We start from the raw sequence: 16,972 nt of genomic DNA, 5'->3' as shown, positions 1-16,972 counted from the left end.
GGCCTCCCTCCTCAACTTACGGGTGAGGTCCCGCCCGCCGGAGAACCGGCGGGCGGGACCGAATCGGAAACTCACTCCGGATCAGCGACGGCGACCATCGCCGGGCGCAGCAGCCGCTCGCCCAGCGTGTAACCACGCCGCATCACCTCGATGCAGCTCGGCTCGGTGACGTCCGCGGACGTCTGGTGCGCGACCGCCTCGTGGCGATTCGGGTCGAACGGGTCGCCCTTCTCGCCGAAGGCGACCAGGCCGAGCTTGCCGGTCACCGCGGTGAGCTGCTCCGCCACCGAGGCGAACGGCCCGACCAGGTCACCGTGCTCGCGAGCCCGGTCGATGTCGTCCAGCACCGGCAGGAGCGCGGTGAGCACGGCGCCGGTGGTCTGCTCCGCCGCCGCGCCCCGGTCGCGGTCGACCCGCTTGCGGTAGTTGGCGTACTCCGCCGTCACCCGCTGCAGGTCGTGGGTCCGCTCGTCGAGCTCGTTGCGCAGCGCCGACAGCTCGGCACCGAGGGCGGGCTTGGCTTCCTCGACCACCGGAGTCCCGTCCTCCTCGTCGGGCGCGCGGTGTGCGCCACGCTTCTTCTGGGGAGCCTCTTCGGTCGTGTCGATCTCGCCCTGGATGACTTCCCGCTCGGTCGCCGGACCGTCGATGTCGTCGTCCTTGGCTTTCACTTCTTGTCGTCCTCCACGATCTCGGCGTCCACGACGTCGTCGCCACCACCGGCCGTGGGGCCGGCGCCGGTCGCGCCGCCGGGCGCACCCTCACCCGCGGGACCGGCCTGCGGGGCCTCGCTCTGCGAGTAGAGCAGCGAACCGGCCTCCTGCGAGACCTGGGACAGCCGCTCGTGCGCCGACTTGATCTTCTCGATGTCGGTGCCGCCGAGCGCGCCGCGGAGCTCACCGAGCGCCTCGCCGATCTTGTTCTTGCTGTCCTCGGGGAGCTTGTCGCCGCTCTCCGCCAGGAACTTCTCGGTCTGCCACTGGAGCTGCTCGGCCAGGTTGCGGGACTCCGCGTCCTCACGCCGCTTCTTGTCGTCGTCGGCGTGCGACTCGGCGTCGCGCATCATCCGCTCGATGTCTTCCTTCGGCAGCGCGGAGCCGCCGGTGATCGTCATCTTCTGCTCCTTGCCCGTGCCCAGGTCCTTGGCGGACACGTGCACGATGCCGTTCGCGTCGATGTCGAAGGAGACCTCGATCTGCGGCACGCCACGCGGCGCGGGCGCGATGCCGGAGAGCTCGAAGGTGCCGAGCTTCTTGTTGTAGGCGGCCATCTCGCGCTCGCCCTGGTAGACCTGGATCAGCACGGAGGGCTGGTTGTCGTCCGCCGTGGTGTAGACCTCGGAGCGGTGCGCCGGGATGGTGGTGTTGCGCTCCACCAGCTTGTGCATGATGCCGCCCTTGGTCTCGATGCCCAGCGACAGCGGGGTGACATCGAGCAGCAGGACGTCCTTGACCTCGCCCTTGAGCACGCCGGCCTGCAGCGCGGCGCCGACGGCGACGACCTCGTCCGGGTTGACGCCCTTGTTCGGCTCGCGGCCGATCAGGCTCTGCACCAGCTCGGTGACGGCCGGCATCCGCGTCGAGCCACCGACCAGGATGACGTGGTCGATGTCGGCGAGCTTGACGTCGGCGTCCTTGATCGCGGACTCGAACGGGCCCTTGCACCGGTCGAGCAGGTCCTGCGTCATGCGCTGGAACTCGGCCCGGGACAGCGACGTGTCCAGGTGCAGCGGGCCGTTCGCCCCGGCCGTGATGTACGGCAGGTTGATGCTGGTGGTGGTCGCCGCGGACAGCTCGATCTTGGCCTTCTCGGCGGCCTCGCGCAGACGCTGCAGGGCCATCTTGTCCTGGGACAGGTCGATGCCGTGCTCACCGCGGAACGTCTTGACCAGGTGATCGATGATCCGCTGGTCCCAGTCGTCGCCACCGAGGTGGTTGTCACCGGAGGTCGACTTGACCTCGATGACGCCGTCGCCCAGCTCCAGCAGGGAGACGTCGAAGGTGCCGCCGCCGAGGTCGAAGACCAGGACGGTCTGCTCCTTGGTGCCCTTGTCCAGGCCGTAGGCCAGGGCGGCCGCGGTCGGCTCGTTCACGATCCGCAGGACGTTCAGACCGGCGATCTCGCCGGCCTCCTTGGTCGCCTGACGCTGCGCGTCGTTGAAATACGCCGGGACGGTGATGACCGCGTCCGCGATCTGCTCACCGAGGTACGCCTCGGCATCGCGCTTGAGCTTCATCAGCACCCGCGCGGAGATCTCCTGCGGGGTGTACTTCTTGCCGTCGATGTCAATCGACCAGTTGGTGCCGACCTCCCGCTTGACCGAACGAATCGTCCGGTCCGGGTTCGTCACCGCCTGGCGCTTGGCGACCTCGCCGACGAGCACCTCACCGTTGCGGGCGAAGGCCACGATCGACGGCGTCGTCCGGGAGCCCTCCGCGTTGGCGATGACGGTGGGCTCGCCTCCTTCCAGAACGCTGACGCAGGAGTTCGTGGTGCCGAGGTCGATGCCGACCGCACGTGCCATGGTGTTCCTCGCTTCGATTACCGGCTGTGTCGTACGAGCGTGAGTCCGTACAGGGTTGAGTGGAACCGACTCAATGATGCCACGGGTTCGCCAACCGTCAAATCGAAGTTGAGTCGGAGTGACGCAAGTCGAGCGCTGAAGGCCCGTACCGAGCGCAAACACCTCTGTACCTGTCCGGTCACGGCATACCGGTACCCGTTGCCCGACCTGGATAGATCGTGCACGCTTTATCCGTGACGACGCACGGAGAGGCGGTCGAGCAGGAGGCCTCGGCCCCTGTCCCCGCTGAAGCAAGCAAGAAAGACCAGGTCAGCACATCTGCCGTAGGCTTCGGCCCGACACGAGCAGACATTGCTGATCGTACGGGGTCCGGCTTGGCCCGTCCCGCGAACAAGGAGAACGGCATCACCACCGCATCGGTCGCACCCCCACCCGCCGTGGGCAGGCTCGCGGCGGCACTGAACCGGCTGCACACCGCACTCGGCACGGTTTCGTACCCGTTGGTGCTGCCCTCCGCCGACGAGGCCAGGCGCGTCGGATCCGCCCTCCTCGCCCAACTCGACGACTATCTGATCCCCCGCCTGTCCCGGCTCGACGCGCCACTGCTCGTGGTGGTCGGCGGGTCCACCGGCGCCGGCAAGTCGACGCTGGTCAACAGCCTGATCCAGGAGCCGGTGACGACGTCCGGCGTGCTGCGGCCGACCACCCGCTCGCCGGTGCTGGTCGCGCACCCGGAAAATCTCGGCTGGTTCGAGCAGCCACATCTGCTGCCCGGGCTGATCCGCACGGTCAAGACCAGTGACGATCCGAACTCGCTGCAGATCGTCGGGGCCCGCGGCATCGGCCCCGGCCTGGCCCTGCTGGACGCGCCGGACGTGGACTCGGTGGTCGACCACAACCGCAAGCTCGCCGCCCAGCTGCTGGCCGCGGCCGACCTGTGGCTGTTCGTCACCACCGCGGCGCGGTACGCCGACGCGGTGCCCTGGGAGCTGCTCAAGACCGCCCGTCTGCGCGGCACGGTGATCGCCCTGGTGCTGGACCGGGTGCCGCTGGACGCGGCCGCCGAGATCTCCACGCACCTGGGCGAGATGCTGACCGAGCACGACCTCGGCGCGGCCCCGCTGTTCGTGCTGCCGGAGAGCGAGCTGGACGCCCGCGGCATGCTGCCGGCCCCGGTGATCCAGCCGATGCGGCAGTGGTTCGCCCAGCTCTCGGCGGACCCGCAGGCCCGGGACGCGGTGGCCCGGCAGACCCTCAACGGGGCGCTGGCCGCCCTGGTCCCGGTGGTGGCCGGCCTGGCCGAGGCGGCCGAGGACCAGACCCGCGCGGCCCAGGCGCTGGACGAGCGGGTCGAGGCGGCGTACCGGGCGGCCAAGCAGACCGTCCGGGACGGCCTGCAGGACGGCCGGCTGCTCCGCGGCGAGGTGCTGGCCCGCTGGCAGGAGTTCGTCGGCACCGGCGAGTTCATCCGGGCCCTGGAGTCCCGGGTCGGCGCCATCCGCGACAAGTTCATCGCGGCGGTCACCGGCCGCCCCGAGCCCAGCCGCAACCTGCAGATCGCGCTGGAGTCCCAGCTGGTCACGCTGCTGCGCGGGGTCGCGGCGGACGCCGCCGAACAGGCCTGGGCGTCCTGGCAGCAGCACCCGGCCGGGGCGGCGCTGCTGCTCCCCGAGCTGAAGTCGGCCTCGCCCGGCCTGCCCGAGCGCGCCGACCGGATGGTCCGCGACTGGCAGAAGTGGGTGCTCGACCTGGTCCGGCGGGAGAGCGGCGACAAGCGCTCGGTCGCCCGCGGCACGGCGTACGCGGTGAACGGCGCCGGCCTGGCCGTGATGATCGCCGTGTTCACCGCGACCGCGTTCATCCCGACCGGCCTGGAGGTCGCGGTCGGCGCCGGCACCACGGTCGCCGCGCAGAAAGTGCTCGAGGCGGTCTTCGGGGACCAGGCGATCCGTACTCTTGCCGCGCGGGCCCGCACCGAGCTGGTCGCCCGTTTCGACGAACTGCTCGACGCCGAGGCCGCGCGCTACGCGAAACGGACCGCGGCCGTGCGGCTCGAGGCCGAACCCGGCACACTGTTGCGCCGAGCCGCCGCCGAGGTGGAGAGCGCCAGGAAGGACATCGCGTTGACCGGATCGGGGTCATGAGTCTGGTGGAAAAGGTGCGTGACACCGATCGGGTGGACGCCGAGAGCCTGGCGAAACGTCTGGAGGCGCTGTCCCGGTTCCTGCGGCTGGTCGATCCGTACCTGCCGGACGGTGAGCTGGTCAACGCGCACACCGTGGTGGAACGGGCCAGCGGGCGGCTGACGCTGTCCCTGGACCACACCGTGGTGGCGCTGGCCGGCAGCACCGGCAGCGGCAAGTCCAGCCTGTTCAACGCGCTGGCGCGGTTCAAGCTGTCGCCGGTCGGCGTGCGCCGGCCGACCACCGGCACCGCGCACGCCGTGGTCTGGGGCCCGCTGGAGCCGGCCAACCGGCTGCTGGACTGGGTCGGCGTGCTGCCCCGGCAGCGCTTCGTCCGGGAGAGCGCGCTGGACGGTGACGACGAGGCCTCGCTGCGCGGGCTGGTCCTGCTCGACCTGCCCGACTTCGACTCGATCGAGCAGGCCCACCAGCTCGAGGTGGACCGGCTGCTCGGGCTGGTCGACCAGATCGTCTGGGTGGTCGACCCGCAGAAGTACGGCGACCGGATCCTGCACCAGGCCTATCTCTCGCAGTTCAGCACGCACGCCGGGGTCACCATCGTGGCGCTGAACCAGGCCGACCGGCTGAGCGAGTCGGACACCGAGGCGGTGCTGACCGACCTGCGGCGGCTGCTGGAGGACGACGGGCTGACCGGCGCGCCGGTGCTGGCCTCCTCGGCGAAGCAGCCCGGCATGCTGCGCGACCTGCGGGACGCGCTGGAGTCGACGGTCGCCGAACGGCAGGCCGCGCTGCGCCGGCTCGACGCCGACCTGGACGTGGCCGGCGAGGAACTGGCCGAGATGATGGGCCCGCCGGCCGCCGAGGACGAGGTGGACCGGGCGACCGTGCGGCAGCTGACCGACGCGCTCGCGGCGTCCGCCGGGGTGCCCGCGGTCGCCGACGCGGCGGCCTCCGCCTACCGGCAGCACGCCGCGGCGGCGACCGGCTGGCCGCTGGTCCGGGGGCTGCGCCGGCTGCGGCCGGACCCGCTGCGCCGGCTGCACCTCGCGGACAAGCCGGCGACCGACGGGGTGTCGACCGACGTCGTACCCCGGACGTCGCTGCCGGAAGCCGACGCGGCGCAGAAGTCGGCGGTCGGCCTGTCGGTCCGCGCGGTCGCCGCGCGCGCCGCGGCGCCGCTGCCGGAGATCTGGGCCCCGGCGCTGAACGCCGCCGCCCGATCCAGGGCCGGCGATCTGCCGGACGCGCTGGACCGGGCGATCGCCACCACCGAGCTGGGCGCCGAGCGGCATCCGGCCTGGTGGCGGGTGGCCGGCGGGCTGCAGTGGGTGCTGCTCGCCGCGGCCGCGGCCGGCCTGCTCTGGCTGGTGCTGGGGTACGCGCTGACCGCCCTCGGCCTGCCCGAGATCGGTGACCCCGAGGTCGGCTCGGTGCCGCTGGCGACCCTGCTGCTGCTCGGTGGCCTGGGTCTCGGCCTGCTGCTCTGGCTGCTGCTGAAGCCGCTGGTCGAGGCGGGTGGGCGACGGGCGCGGCGACGGGCCGAGCAGAAGCTGCGGGCCGCGGTCACCGATGTCGGCCGCGGATACGTGGTGGCGCCGGTGCGTGAGGTGCTCAACGCGTACGCCCAGGCACGTGAGGCGCTCGGCATGGTGCGTACGGAATAGTTCACGAACATGCCGCGGGCGGTAGGCTCGCGGCATGTCGGCACCCCACAGCGTGTACGAGGCGGTGCTGCACGCGGCCCGCGACGTGATCAAGCTGGACTGCGCGCTGGACGCCGAGATGCTCGGGACGGCGCTGCTCGGCAGCGTCTACTCGATCGCCCCGGAGAACCGCGCCCTGGCCGTCCGCGACTTCGTCGGTGATTTCCTGACCGCCACCGACCACAGCCCCGAGCCGGCCGCCTCGACCATTCGCGAGGTCTTCGCCACGCTCGTGCCGGACGCGGCCGGTGCCGACCGGATCGAGCACGACAAGCACGGTCCGTCGTGGGCCGGGCAGCTGGGGCGGGTCCGGCCGACCGGCTGCTATGCCTACGGCGATGTGTACGGCGATCAGACGTCGTACCTGGTGACGTACGCGTACGAGGACAGCGCCGACGGCGGTCCCGACCACGCCGTGGTGACCCTGGTCGACCACAACATCGGCATCGTCAAGGACATGTTCGTCTCGGCCGCCGCCGACCACGTCCTCACCCAGGTGCGGACGGTCTGCGAGAGCGACGAGCTGACCTGGTTCCGCGACGAGGACCCGGGCCGCCTGCGCGACGAGGTGGACCGGCATCTGCGGATCACCGACGACCTCGGCGAGCTGCCGGCCGACGGGTCGCTCTCCACCGACCGCGCGCTGGCCGCGTCCCGGCTGGCGCTGCTGCCCGCGGCGACCACGCCGCCGCTCGACGAGCCCGGCGGGGCGAACGCCGCCGAGCTGCTCCGGGACTTCCTGGCCTCGCCCGAGGCGGCGCGCGCCGGGCTGGCCGGGCCGGACACCGACCAGCCGTCCCTGCAGTTCTGCCTGGGCCTGCTCTTCGACCACGCGGCGACCCTGCCGGGCGGCGATCCGCTGCGCTGGAGCCCGGCCATCGCCGGACTGTTCCTGCTGGACTGGGTGCATCGCCGCGCGGTGCTGGACATCGACGACGCGGCGATGCTGCCGCAGGTGGTGCGCGCCTGGTCGGCGTACGCGACCTGGCGGCGCGGGCTGCCCGCGGCCGCGATCGCCGAGACCGCGGAGGAGGTGGAGAAGCTGGTGCCGGAGTTCGTCCGGCTCTACTCCACCGGTGAGCGGCGCAGCCCGGCGACCGCGGCGGTGGCGCAGCTGATCGCCGAGGGCGTCGACCCGAACGACTCGGACGCGATCGACGCCTGGCTCGAGGCCAACAGCGACCGCCTCGGCGACGAATAGGGCCTGCCCCGCACTACGCGACCGCGCGGCGGGGCAGATCCGGAGCGCCCCGCCCACGCGACCGCGCGGCGGGACAGACCCAGAACGCGGGTCAGCGGCCGTCCCTCGGCCATCGCGCGTTGCGACCGCCGAAGTCGGGCGCCTCGGAGACGGCCAGCGAGGCGTCGGTGCCGGCGCTCTCCACGTCGGCCGCCAGCGGCACCGCGGCATCCGACCCGGCGTGGTGCCGGCCTACGCGGGAGCTGCGGCGGCGGGCCGGGCCGTTCTCGTCGTGCAGGGTGTGCTCGGCGCGGTGGTGGCCGCGGTACGGACGGTTGGTGTTCCGGCCGCCCTCCTCGGAGTAGGGCTGCGCCATCGACCGGCGGACGTTGCGGCCGGTCGGGTAGTCGTAGTCGAGGATCCGGGCGGCGTTGACGTTCTGCGGGCGTTCGGTCACGTGCTGACCTCCGGCTGAAGCGGGACCGACTCGGGGCCGGTCGGAGACGGTGGAACGGAAGGCGACCTCGCACTCGTGGTGCGGGGAGTGGTCGTGCTCGTCGGCCTCGTCGGCCTGGTCTTCGTCGTCCTGGTCCTGATCGGCCGGTTCTTCGTCGGCCGACTGTTCGTCGGCCGGTTGTTCGTCGGCCGCGTCCGGATCGGTCGAGTCGTCGGCGTCCTCGTCCGCGGACGGGTCGTCGCGCCAGGAACCGGAGTCGCCGTCACCGGAATCGCCGTCATCTGAAGAATCCGGGAACGCCCGGCGACCCACCGGGATCTGCCAGTCGTCGTCCGGAACCGCGGGCAGATTCGGGATCGTCGGGAACGTGGCGACCGGCTTCGGACGCCGCATGCCGCCGTCGGCCGGATTTGAACGTCGCTTAGCCGACAAAACGGGCGGCTCATCGGCCGGAACCTCCGGCAGGCCCGGCACCGTGGGGACCGGATCGGCCGTCCGGACGGGGGGCGACACGCCGGGGGGAGCCGTCGACGGCTGGACGGAAACGGACGGCGGGCGCCCCGGATGGTCGTACGCCGAATGGTTTTGGGTTGGGGGTGAAGGTCGCACCGGACCGGTCATCGGCGGCGGCAGGAAGGGTGCGTCCAGCGCGCCACTGCGGTCGTTCCCGGAGATTTCCCGGGTCCCCGCGGTGATCACCGCGAGGGTCGGCACCGAGGCGAGCGCGACCAGCATGGCGACCAGCATCAGGTACCGCCGGGTCGGGCCGGACAGCCCGTGGTCCTCGCGGTATACCCCGTTGAACCGCTTCCTGAGCACCTTCAGGGGCGGCTCGTAGCCGTCGTCGTCGGGTCGGTGCGGCACGCGGGTGTCCCTTTCGAACCAAAGATCAACCTAGATCCGTCTCGGTCAAAGGGGTGAACGACCCGTCGGCCGTTCGGCAGCGGCGAAGTCGGGCCATTCGTACGGTAGTGACCGTACAAAAAGGTCTAAAGCGGACAAATACCCTTAACGATACGTCAACAGAAAATCTCTATTCGTGATCCACGCACTCTGTAACGTCACTCACTCCCTCTGTCAGGATGGGGGCGACGGCACCGCCGCCGTCGCCTTCCGCCGACCAGCGGGGCACGGCGGGCCGTCCCGGTAGGGGCGCAGTCCCAGCCGGAACGCCGCGCGGCAGCCTCACCCGGCACACGCACGGCAACCCCATGTGGTTCCGCCTCGTTGGCCGGGCGACACCCGCCGCGGGCGCAGAGAGATACAGGGAGACACGGATGGCGAAAGGCAAAGCCGTAGCGGCACCCCCCTCGTCCGGGGGCAGTGACGCTCCGGCCGGCGGCTTCGTCCAGTTGCTCACGCCCGACGGTGAGCACCTCGGCAGCGTCACCACGGCGGACGGCACCACGTACTCGGTCGACTTCACCGACGACGAGTACCGCGGTCTCTACCGCGATCTGGTGACCGTGCGCCGGCTCGACGCCGAGGCGACCGCCCTGCAACGGCAGGGCGAGTTGGGACTCTGGGCCAGTCTGCTGGGTCAGGAAGCCGCGCAGGTCGGCTCCGGCCGGGCGCTGCGCGCTCAGGACATGGCGTTCCCCACCTACCGTGAGCACGGCGTGCTGTACTGCCGCGGGATCGACCCGATCATGCCGTTCGGCCTGTTCCGGGGCGTCGACCAGGGTGGCTGGGACGCGAACGAGCACAAGTTCAACAGCTACACCATCGTGATCGGCTCGCAGACGCTGCACGCGACCGGTTACGCCATGGGCATCACCATGGACGGCAAGACCGGCAGTGCGGACGGCGAGGCCGTGATCGCCTACTTCGGCGACGGCGCGACCAGCCAGGGCGAGGTCAACGAGGCCTTCGTGTGGGCCGGGGTGTTCAACGCCCCGATGGTCTTCTTCTGCCAGAACAACCAGTACGCGATCTCCGAGCCGCTGGAGCGCCAGACCCGGATCCCGCTGTACCGGCGGGCGGCCGGCTACGGCTTCCCCGGCATCCGGATCGACGGCAACGACGTGCTGGCCAGCTACGCGGTGACCCGTGCCGCGCTGGACAACGCCCGGACCGGCCAGGGCCCGACCCTGATCGAGGCCTACACGTACCGGATGGGCGCGCACACCAGCTCGGACGACCCGACCCGCTACCGGATCGCCTCCGAGGTCGAGTCGTGGAAGGCGAAGGACCCGATCTCCCGGGTCAAGGCGTTCCTGACCAAGCAGAAGCTGGCCGGCGACGACTTCTTCGCCGAGGTCGACGAGACCGCCCGCACGCTCGCCCTGGACCTGCGCGAGCGGGTGCTGGCGATGCCGGATCCACAACCGGTCACCATGTTCGACCACGTCTATCCGAACGGCTCGCCGGACCTCGATGAGCAGCGCAAGGCGTTCACCGAGTACCACGCGACGTTCGAGGGGAGTGGGCACTGATGGCCGAGACGATCACCCTGGGCAAGGCCCTCAACCACGGCCTGCGCCGCTCGCTGGAGAGCGACCCAAAGGTCGTGATCATGGGTGAGGACGTCGGCAAGCTCGGCGGCGTCTTCCGGATCACCGACGGCCTGCAGAAGGACTTCGGCGAGGACCGGGTCATCGACACCCCGCTGGCCGAGGCCGGCATCGTCGGGACCGCGGTCGGCCTGGCCATCCGGGGTTACCGCCCGGTCTGCGAGATCCAGTTCGACGGGTTCGTCTTCCCCGCTTACAACCAGATCGTCGCCCAGGTGGCGAAGATGTTCTACCGCTCCAAGGGCAAGGTCCGGGTGCCGATGGTCATCCGGATCCCGTTCGGCGGTGGCATCGGCGCGGTCGAGCACCACTCCGAGTCCCCCGAGGCGTACTTCGCGCACACCCCCGGCCTCAAGGTCGTGAGCTGCTCGAACCCGGCCGACGCGTACACGATGATCCAGCAGGCGATCGCGTCCGACGACCCGGTGGTCTTCTTCGAGCCGAAGCGGCGCTACTGGGAGAAGGGCGAGGTCGAGCTCGACGCCTCGCTGGCCGGCGCCTATCCGCTGCACTCGGCCAGGGTGGCGCGGCCCGGGTCCGACGCGACAATTTTGGCGTACGGGCCGATGGTGCGCGTCGCGCTGGACGCCGCGGCCGCCGCGGCGGAGGACGGGCGCAGCCTGGAGGTCATCGACCTGCGCACGCTCTCGCCGGTGGACTACCCGGTCATCTTCGAGTCGGTCAAGCGGACCGGCCGCGCGGTCGTCGTGCACGAGGCGCCCGGCAGCGGCGGCCTGGGCGGCGAGCTCGCGGCCCGGATCAGCGAGGAGTGCTTCTACTCGCTCGAGGCTCCGGTGCTGCGCGTGACGGGGTACGACATTCCGTACCCGGCCGCCCGCTCCGAGGAGGAGTACCTGCCCGACCTGGACCGGCTGCTGGACGCCGTCGACCGTTCCTTCGGCTGGTGACCCCGATGTCGCGGATAAAGGAATTCAACCTGCCCGACCTGGGCGAGGGCCTGACCGAGGGCGAGATCCTCGCCTGGCTGGTCAAGGTCGGCGACACGATCGAGCTGAACCAGCCGATCGTCGAGGTCGAGACGGCGAAGGCGGCCGTGGAGATCCCGGCGAAGTGGGCCGGCGTCGTGACCCGGATCTTCCACGAGGCGGGCACCACCGTCGAGGTGGGCCGGCCGATCATCTCGATCGACACCGACCCGGGCGCCGGCGACCTGCCGGAGCCGTCGGCCGAGTCGCTGGCCGCGGTCCAGATCGCGCCGAAGGAGGGCGCGGTCGAGCCCGGCATGGTCGGCAGCCCGGCACCCGCGGCGCCCGGCGTCGGCCGCACTCCGGTGCTGGTCGGCTACGGGGTCCGGGAAGCAAGCGTGAAGCGGCGGCCGCGGGTCAGTGCCGCGGCGGCGCCGGTCTCGGTCGTCCCCCCGGCGGCCCAGGCTGTTGCTCCGGCCGCACCCGCTGTTGCGCCGGCGGCGACTGCCGTGCCGGCTCGCAGTGGGCCGGTGCTGGCCAAGCCGCCGGTGCGGAAGCTCGCACGGGACCTGGGTGTGGACCTCGCCACGATTCCGGGGAGTGGGCCGCTGGGGTCGGTGACCCGGGATGACGTACACCAGGCCGCCGAAGGCGTCGCGAAGCCGGCGGCAATCCCGGCAGCTCGACCCGTCGCGGTCTTCGACGCGGCCCGTGAGCAGCGCATCCCGGTCAAGGGGGTGCGCAAACTCACCGCCGAGAACATGGTGGCCTCGGCGTTCACCGCGCCGCACGTCACCGAGTTCCTCACCGTCGACGTCACCCGGAGCATGAAGGCGCTGGAGAAGCTGAAGGCCCGGCGGGACTTCGCCGACCTGCGCGTCTCCCCGCTGCTGCTGGTGGCCAAGGCGGTGCTGCTCGCGGTCGGGCGGCACCCGATGGTCAACTCGTCCTGGTCCGCGTCGACCAACGAGATCGTGGTCAAGGAGTACGTGAACCTCGGGATCGCCGCGGCGACCGAGCGCGGGCTGATCGTGCCGAACGTCAAGGACGCCGGTCGTCTCAGTCTGCGGGAGCTCGCCGAAGCTCTCAACGAGCTGATCCGCGTCGCGCGATCGGGCAAGACGCCGCCGTCGGACATGGCGCACGGCACGCTCTCGATCACCAACGTGGGCGTGTTCGGGATCGACACCGGGACCCCGATCCTGCCCCCGGGCGAGTCGGCGATCCTGGCGTTCGGTGCGATCCGGCCGACCCCGTGGGTGCACAACGGCAAGATCAAGGTGCGCCAGGTCACCACGCTCGGGCTCTCCTTCGATCACCGGATCATCGACGGCGAGCTGGGTTCCAAGTTCCTCCGGGACATCGGTGAGTTCCTGACCGACCCGGAAGCGGCCCTGCTGGCCTGGACCTGATTACCTGAAGGTCATCTACCCGACAGACTTTAGATTCTTAGGCAGATGACCGGGATCACCATCTAAATAGTTGGCAAGGTCCACCCTTGCGGCGGACACTTAAGGCACAGCAGAGATGCGCGCCGAGGGTGTCCGCCACAAGCGGCCCGAAGGTGGCACATCGAGATACCGGCCACCACCGGGGAAACGAGCAATACCGTGAACGTGATCGACCGCATCCGTCGCCGCCGCCAGATCAACCGCCAGCACCGCGCCATCGACCGCGCCATGCAGGCCGCTCCGACCCAGGCCATGCGCGACGAGATCGCCTTCCTCGCCCAGCGTCAGCCCTTCTAGGCAGAGCGCTCACCAACCGGCCCGCCCGCATCATCCGGGCGGGCTGTTTCGTATCGGCGACCGGACGGACACCCCGCGTGGCATTCCCTCTGTGGCGTACACCGGGATTTTCTCCGTCGCGAACGCCCGGTACGGTTGGGCACTGGTTCCCGACCCGGCACGGCCGGTCGGAGTGGGAACCGGGGCTCTCTTCGGCGCCCCAGCACGGCCAGGCCTGAGTAGCTGGCACGACCCGCGGCGGATGGTCGCCGAGGGGTCGCGTCCGTGCAAAGCTGGCACGGCCGCATTGATGAGGAGGCGCGTATGACGTCCGAGGGGCAGCACGCCGGTCAGCCGGCCGAGGCCGCGTCGGGCGGACCCGAATCCGACGGTCAGCGAGTGTCGGGCCGGGCATCGGCGCCGCCTCCGACCGAGGGCACCCCCACGTCGTACGGTCCGCCGCCGCAGACGGCGCCGGGCGGGGGGTCACCGTTCGTGGTTCCGGCGGTCTCCACCTTCGGCTCGGGCTCCAGCCCGGGCGGTACACCGTATGGATCGGCGCGCGCGCCGGAGCCGGAAGAGGCTTCGCCGTACGGCTCGGTCACTCCGCAGGCCTCGCCCTACGGTTCGGTCTCGCCGGGTTCGACGTATGGATCGCAGCAGCCGCAGTCCGCGTGGGCGCCGCCGGCACCCGCCGGTGAGCCGCAGCAGCCGGACTTCGGGTCGGCCGGGCCGTTCGGGCCGGCCGGGTTCACGCCGCCGGGGCGGGCGTCCGCCTCCGTGCCGCAGTCTTCCTCCTCGGGCGCGTCCGGCTTCCCGCCGCCGCCTTCGGGTTTTCCGCCGCCGTCCTCGGGCGATGCCTTTCCGCCGCCTTCGGGGGATGCTTTTCCGCCGTCGTCTTCGGGGGATGCGCCGGGATTCCCGCCGCCGACCACCAGCAGTGGCCTGCCCACCCGGACTCCGGGTGCCTCCGCGGCCGCGGCCGACCAGTCGACCTTCTCCGCGTTCGGCGAGCAGAAGGCGCGCGTCCCCGGTGCCACCCTCACCGATCTTCCGGATGCCTCCGGCCGTCCCGGCCTGACCGGCCCGGCCGAGAACAGCTGGCTCGGCAACGCCGCCCGCCCGGCCGCCGAGCCGGCGCCGAAGCAGCAGCCGCAACAGCAGGCGCAGCCGGCGCCGGCCGCCAACACGTTCCCGACCCGGCAGGGCGACAGCGGCGGATTCCCGCTGCGGGCGCCGGCCGGACCGGCCGCGGCCGACGAGCCGAACGGCTCCGGACCCAACCTCGACCTGCCGATCCGCAGTACGTCGGGGTATGCCGCGCCGCCGACCGGGACTCCGTCGACGTACGGGGCGCCGGCGTCCTACGGCACGCCCGCCCAGGCGTCCGAGCTGCCGTCGCCGTTCGGTGAGTCGTCGTCGGCCACCCCGTTCGGTGCGTCCACGCCGCGGAACATGCCGCCCTCGTTCGGCGAGCCCGCGTCCGCCCCGTCCTCCGCTCCCGCCTTCGAGCCGCCGGCCGGCCCGGGTGGCTTCCCGCAGCGGGTGCCCGGTGCCGCGCTCGGCTCCGGTGGCTCACTGCCCGCGCCCGGTTCGGCTTCGGTCTCGCCGTCCGGGGCGGCCTCCGTGCCGTCGGTCCGGGCCGTGTCGGTTCCGCCGGTCGCCCCGTCCTCCGGCGGTGGCGCGCCGCCATGGTCATCCGGCGCCGCCTCGGTGCCCGGCTCCTCCTCGATGCCGGGAACCGCTTCCATGCCTCAGTCGTCCACCTCCGCGCCCGGGTCGTCCGGCTCGGCCTCGGTCTCCGGGCCCGCTTCGGGATCGGTTCCGCAGCCGCGGGATGCCGGCACCGCCCGGCCCGCCTCCGGGTCGGCACGTCCGGCGACCGCGAGCGTTTCGGTGCCCGGCCTGGTCACCCCGCCTACCGACGGTGCCGAGTTGCCGCCGCCGGCCACCTCCGCGCCGCGGGCCGGGGTGTATGGGCGGCCGGCTCCGGCGCCTGAGGAGCCTGCGGAGACGCCGGCTGCTGAGGAGTTCAGCGCGGCTCCGTTCCCTGGGGCTCGGATGCCGGAGGCGTTCGCGCCGGATTCCGGGGCGGCGGCGAATCCGTTCGCGCCGAGCTCCGGCCAGCCTGGGAATCCGTATGCGCAGGACGCCGGGGCGGCGAATCCGTTCGCGGCTCAATCCGGGGCGGCGGCGAATCCGTTCGCGCAGCGGTCGCCTGAGCCGCAGTCTCCGATCGCACCGCAGTCGTCATTCGCACCGCAGTCGCCTTTCGCACCGCAGTCGCCTTTCGCACCGCAGGAGCGACCGGGGGAGCAGCCGCAGGACAGCTTCACCTCGCAGGAGAGTTTCGCTCCGCAGGAGAGCTTCAACCCGCAGGACAGCTTCGCTCCGGAGCAGCCGAGCCAGGGCAGCTCCCGCTTCGGCCAGGAGGGCAACGGCTTCGGCCAAAGCCAGAACCAGAGCCAGAACCAAGGTCAGAGTCAGAGCCAGGGCCCCAGCGGCGCGCAGACGAACCCGTTCGCCCAGCGCTCCCCCGGCGATTCCTTCCCGCCGCCGCAGCGTGGCGAGGAGGGCTCCGGTGGCTTCGGCGCGTTCCCGGGTTCTCAGCGTGGCGAGGAAGGCTTCGGGACGTTCCCGGCGCCGCAGGGCGAAACCCCCGGAGCGGCGCCGCAGTCGCCGGCCCGGGCCACCGCCCGCGCCTCGGCCAGCGCCCGCGTGTCCCCGCCCGAGCCCGGCGCCCCGACCAGCCCGACGTCCGGCAGCGCCCGCGTGACCCCGCCCGAGGGCGGCGGCACGGCCTACGGCACCCCGGCGGAGAGCGGCACGGCTTACGGCACCCCGTCCGAGGGCGGCACGGCCTATGGCACCCCGTCGGAGGGTGGCACGGCTTACGGCACTCCGTCGGGAATCCCGTCCGAGGGTGGCACGGCCTACGGGACCCCGGCGTCCGGCTCGCCGGCTCCGGGCTTCCCGCCGCCGAGCTCCGCCTCCCCCGGCTTCCCGCAGCAGGGTTTCCCGTCCCAGGGATTCCCCCCGCCCGGTTCGCCGGCCGCCTTCGCCGGCTCGCCGGCCGGTGCCCCGTCGTTCCCCCCGCCCCCGCCGCAGTTCGGCCCGGGCGAGGAGCCGACGTTCCCGCCGCCGTCCTCGACGTTCCCGGGCGGCCCGGCAAATACCCCATTCGGCGCGCCGCAGCAGGGCGGCCCGGCCTGGGGTGACTTCACCACCGGCGCCCCGCCGACCGCCCCGTTCAACGAGCACACCACGGACGTGTCCGGCCGCGGCAACTCGCCGTACGTTCCGGCCCCGGCCCTGACCCCGATGCCGGGCGTGCCGACCTCGGACCCGTTCGGCGCCGATCCGGCGGCGCGGGCCACGGTCACCCCGCCCGGCCCGGAGGACACCACGAGTTGGCCGGGCCCGGCCGAGCAGGGCGGGTTCGACCAGTTCAAGCCGGACGAGCCGCCCGCCCCGCCGAAGCCGGTGGTGAAGACCGGCCCGGTGACGCTGGCCGTGGTGCTGGGTGCCACCCTGCTGCTGGCCGTCGTCTTCGGCCTGGTCTACCTGATCGCCGGCGGTGGTGGCGAGAGCTACGCCGTGGGTGACTGCGTGCGCAACGGCACCAAGGTGTCCAAGGTGGCGTGCACCGAGTCGGACGCGTACCAGGTCAAGCAGGTCGTCGACGCGAAGGAGAAGTGCGCCGACCAGGCGCAGCCGTTCCTTCAGGCGGACGACAAGGTCTACTGCCTGGTCAAGCCGGCCGGCTGAGCATGTTGTGATCCTGATCGGCCACCAGGC

At 72.0% G+C, this 16,972-nt stretch carries 10 protein-coding genes and 1 pseudogene; 8 read left to right on the top strand and 3 right to left on the bottom strand.

Annotated elements, in window-relative coordinates:
• Window positions 1–71 precede the first annotated feature (71 nt).
• Both grpE and dnaK read right to left on the bottom strand, forming a co-directional pair.
• Complete coding sequence (gene grpE / locus L3i22_RS00420; RefSeq protein WP_221325029.1) at window positions 72–671, bottom strand: nucleotide exchange factor GrpE; 600 nt, start codon at window positions 669–671, stop codon at window positions 72–74.
• Window positions 668–2,524, bottom strand: a complete 1,857-nt coding sequence (gene dnaK / locus L3i22_RS00415) for a molecular chaperone DnaK (protein ID WP_221325028.1) — start codon at window positions 2,522–2,524, stop codon at window positions 668–670. Before dnaK ends, grpE begins: the two co-directional genes overlap by 4 nt.
• A gap of 374 nt (window positions 2,525–2,898) precedes the next feature.
• On the opposite strand from dnaK, the gene L3i22_RS00410 reads away from it, so the two are divergent.
• From L3i22_RS00410 to L3i22_RS00400, 3 genes are read left to right on the top strand one after another with little or no spacing between them, the layout of a single operon-like run.
• Window positions 2,899–4,668, top strand: a complete 1,770-nt coding sequence (locus L3i22_RS00410; protein ID WP_221325027.1) for an ABC transporter — start codon at window positions 2,899–2,901, stop codon at window positions 4,666–4,668.
• Window positions 4,665–6,332 (top strand): GTPase family protein, encoded by a 1,668-nt coding sequence (locus L3i22_RS00405; RefSeq protein ID WP_221325026.1) that lies wholly within the window; start codon window positions 4,665–4,667, stop codon window positions 6,330–6,332. The genes L3i22_RS00410 and L3i22_RS00405 overlap by 4 nt, the downstream gene beginning before the upstream one ends.
• Window positions 6,333–6,366: 34 nt before the next feature.
• Window positions 6,367–7,572 carry a hypothetical protein gene (locus tag L3i22_RS00400; RefSeq protein ID WP_221325025.1) on the top strand — a complete coding sequence of 402 codons (1,206 nt, stop codon included), beginning with the start codon at window positions 6,367–6,369 and terminating at the stop codon, window positions 7,570–7,572.
• A gap of 91 nt (window positions 7,573–7,663) precedes the next feature.
• Here the strand turns inward: L3i22_RS00400 and L3i22_RS00395 are convergent, their stop codons facing one another.
• Window positions 7,664–8,872 carry a hypothetical protein gene (locus tag L3i22_RS00395; protein ID WP_221325024.1) on the bottom strand — a complete coding sequence of 403 codons (1,209 nt, stop codon included), beginning with the start codon at window positions 8,870–8,872 and terminating at the stop codon, window positions 7,664–7,666.
• A gap of 397 nt (window positions 8,873–9,269) precedes the next feature.
• Here L3i22_RS00395 and pdhA point away from each other — a divergent pair.
• The 5 genes and pseudogenes from pdhA (at window position 9,270) to L3i22_RS00370 (ending at window position 16,942) form a co-directional block, all read left to right on the top strand.
• Window positions 9,270–10,443 (top strand): annotated as a pseudogene (gene pdhA, locus L3i22_RS00390) (pyruvate dehydrogenase (acetyl-transferring) E1 component subunit alpha).
• Complete coding sequence (locus tag L3i22_RS00385; protein ID WP_221329722.1) at window positions 10,440–11,429, top strand: alpha-ketoacid dehydrogenase subunit beta; 990 nt, start codon at window positions 10,440–10,442, stop codon at window positions 11,427–11,429. The pseudogene pdhA and the gene L3i22_RS00385 overlap by 4 nt, the downstream one beginning before the upstream one ends.
• A 5-nt stretch (window positions 11,430–11,434) precedes the next feature.
• A complete protein-coding gene (locus L3i22_RS00380) occupies window positions 11,435–12,859 on the top strand; it encodes a dihydrolipoamide acetyltransferase family protein (protein WP_221325022.1) in 1,425 nt (474 codons plus the stop codon).
• Between the two features lie 198 nt (window positions 12,860–13,057).
• The gene (locus L3i22_RS00375; protein ID WP_221325021.1) at window positions 13,058–13,195 is read left to right on the top strand and encodes a hypothetical protein; all 138 of its coding nucleotides are present in this window, start codon (window positions 13,058–13,060) and stop codon (window positions 13,193–13,195) included.
• A gap of 474 nt (window positions 13,196–13,669) precedes the next feature.
• Window positions 13,670–16,942 (top strand): hypothetical protein, encoded by a 3,273-nt coding sequence (locus L3i22_RS00370; RefSeq protein WP_221325020.1) that lies wholly within the window; start codon window positions 13,670–13,672, stop codon window positions 16,940–16,942.
• The last annotated feature ends 30 nt before the right edge of the window (window positions 16,943–16,972 follow it).

This window comes from Actinoplanes sp. L3-i22, from assembly GCF_019704555.1.
Lineage (GTDB): Bacteria > Actinomycetota > Actinomycetes > Mycobacteriales > Micromonosporaceae > Actinoplanes.
Note: the sequence above shows the minus strand (reverse complement) of the source record. Positions and strands in the feature narration are given on the sequence as shown.

What these genes read in the sequence shown, in the direction of transcription:
- dnaK (WP_221325028.1), bottom strand. Translation starts at nt 2,524, where the DNA reads ATGGCACGTGCGGTCGGCATCGACCTCGGCACCACGAACTCCTGCGTC.
- L3i22_RS00405 (WP_221325026.1), top strand. Translation starts at nt 4,665, where the DNA reads ATGAGTCTGGTGGAAAAGGTGCGTGACACCGATCGGGTGGACGCCGAG.
- L3i22_RS00400 (WP_221325025.1), top strand. Translation starts at nt 6,367, where the DNA reads ATGTCGGCACCCCACAGCGTGTACGAGGCGGTGCTGCACGCGGCCCGC.
- L3i22_RS00380 (WP_221325022.1), top strand. Translation starts at nt 11,435, where the DNA reads ATGTCGCGGATAAAGGAATTCAACCTGCCCGACCTGGGCGAGGGCCTG.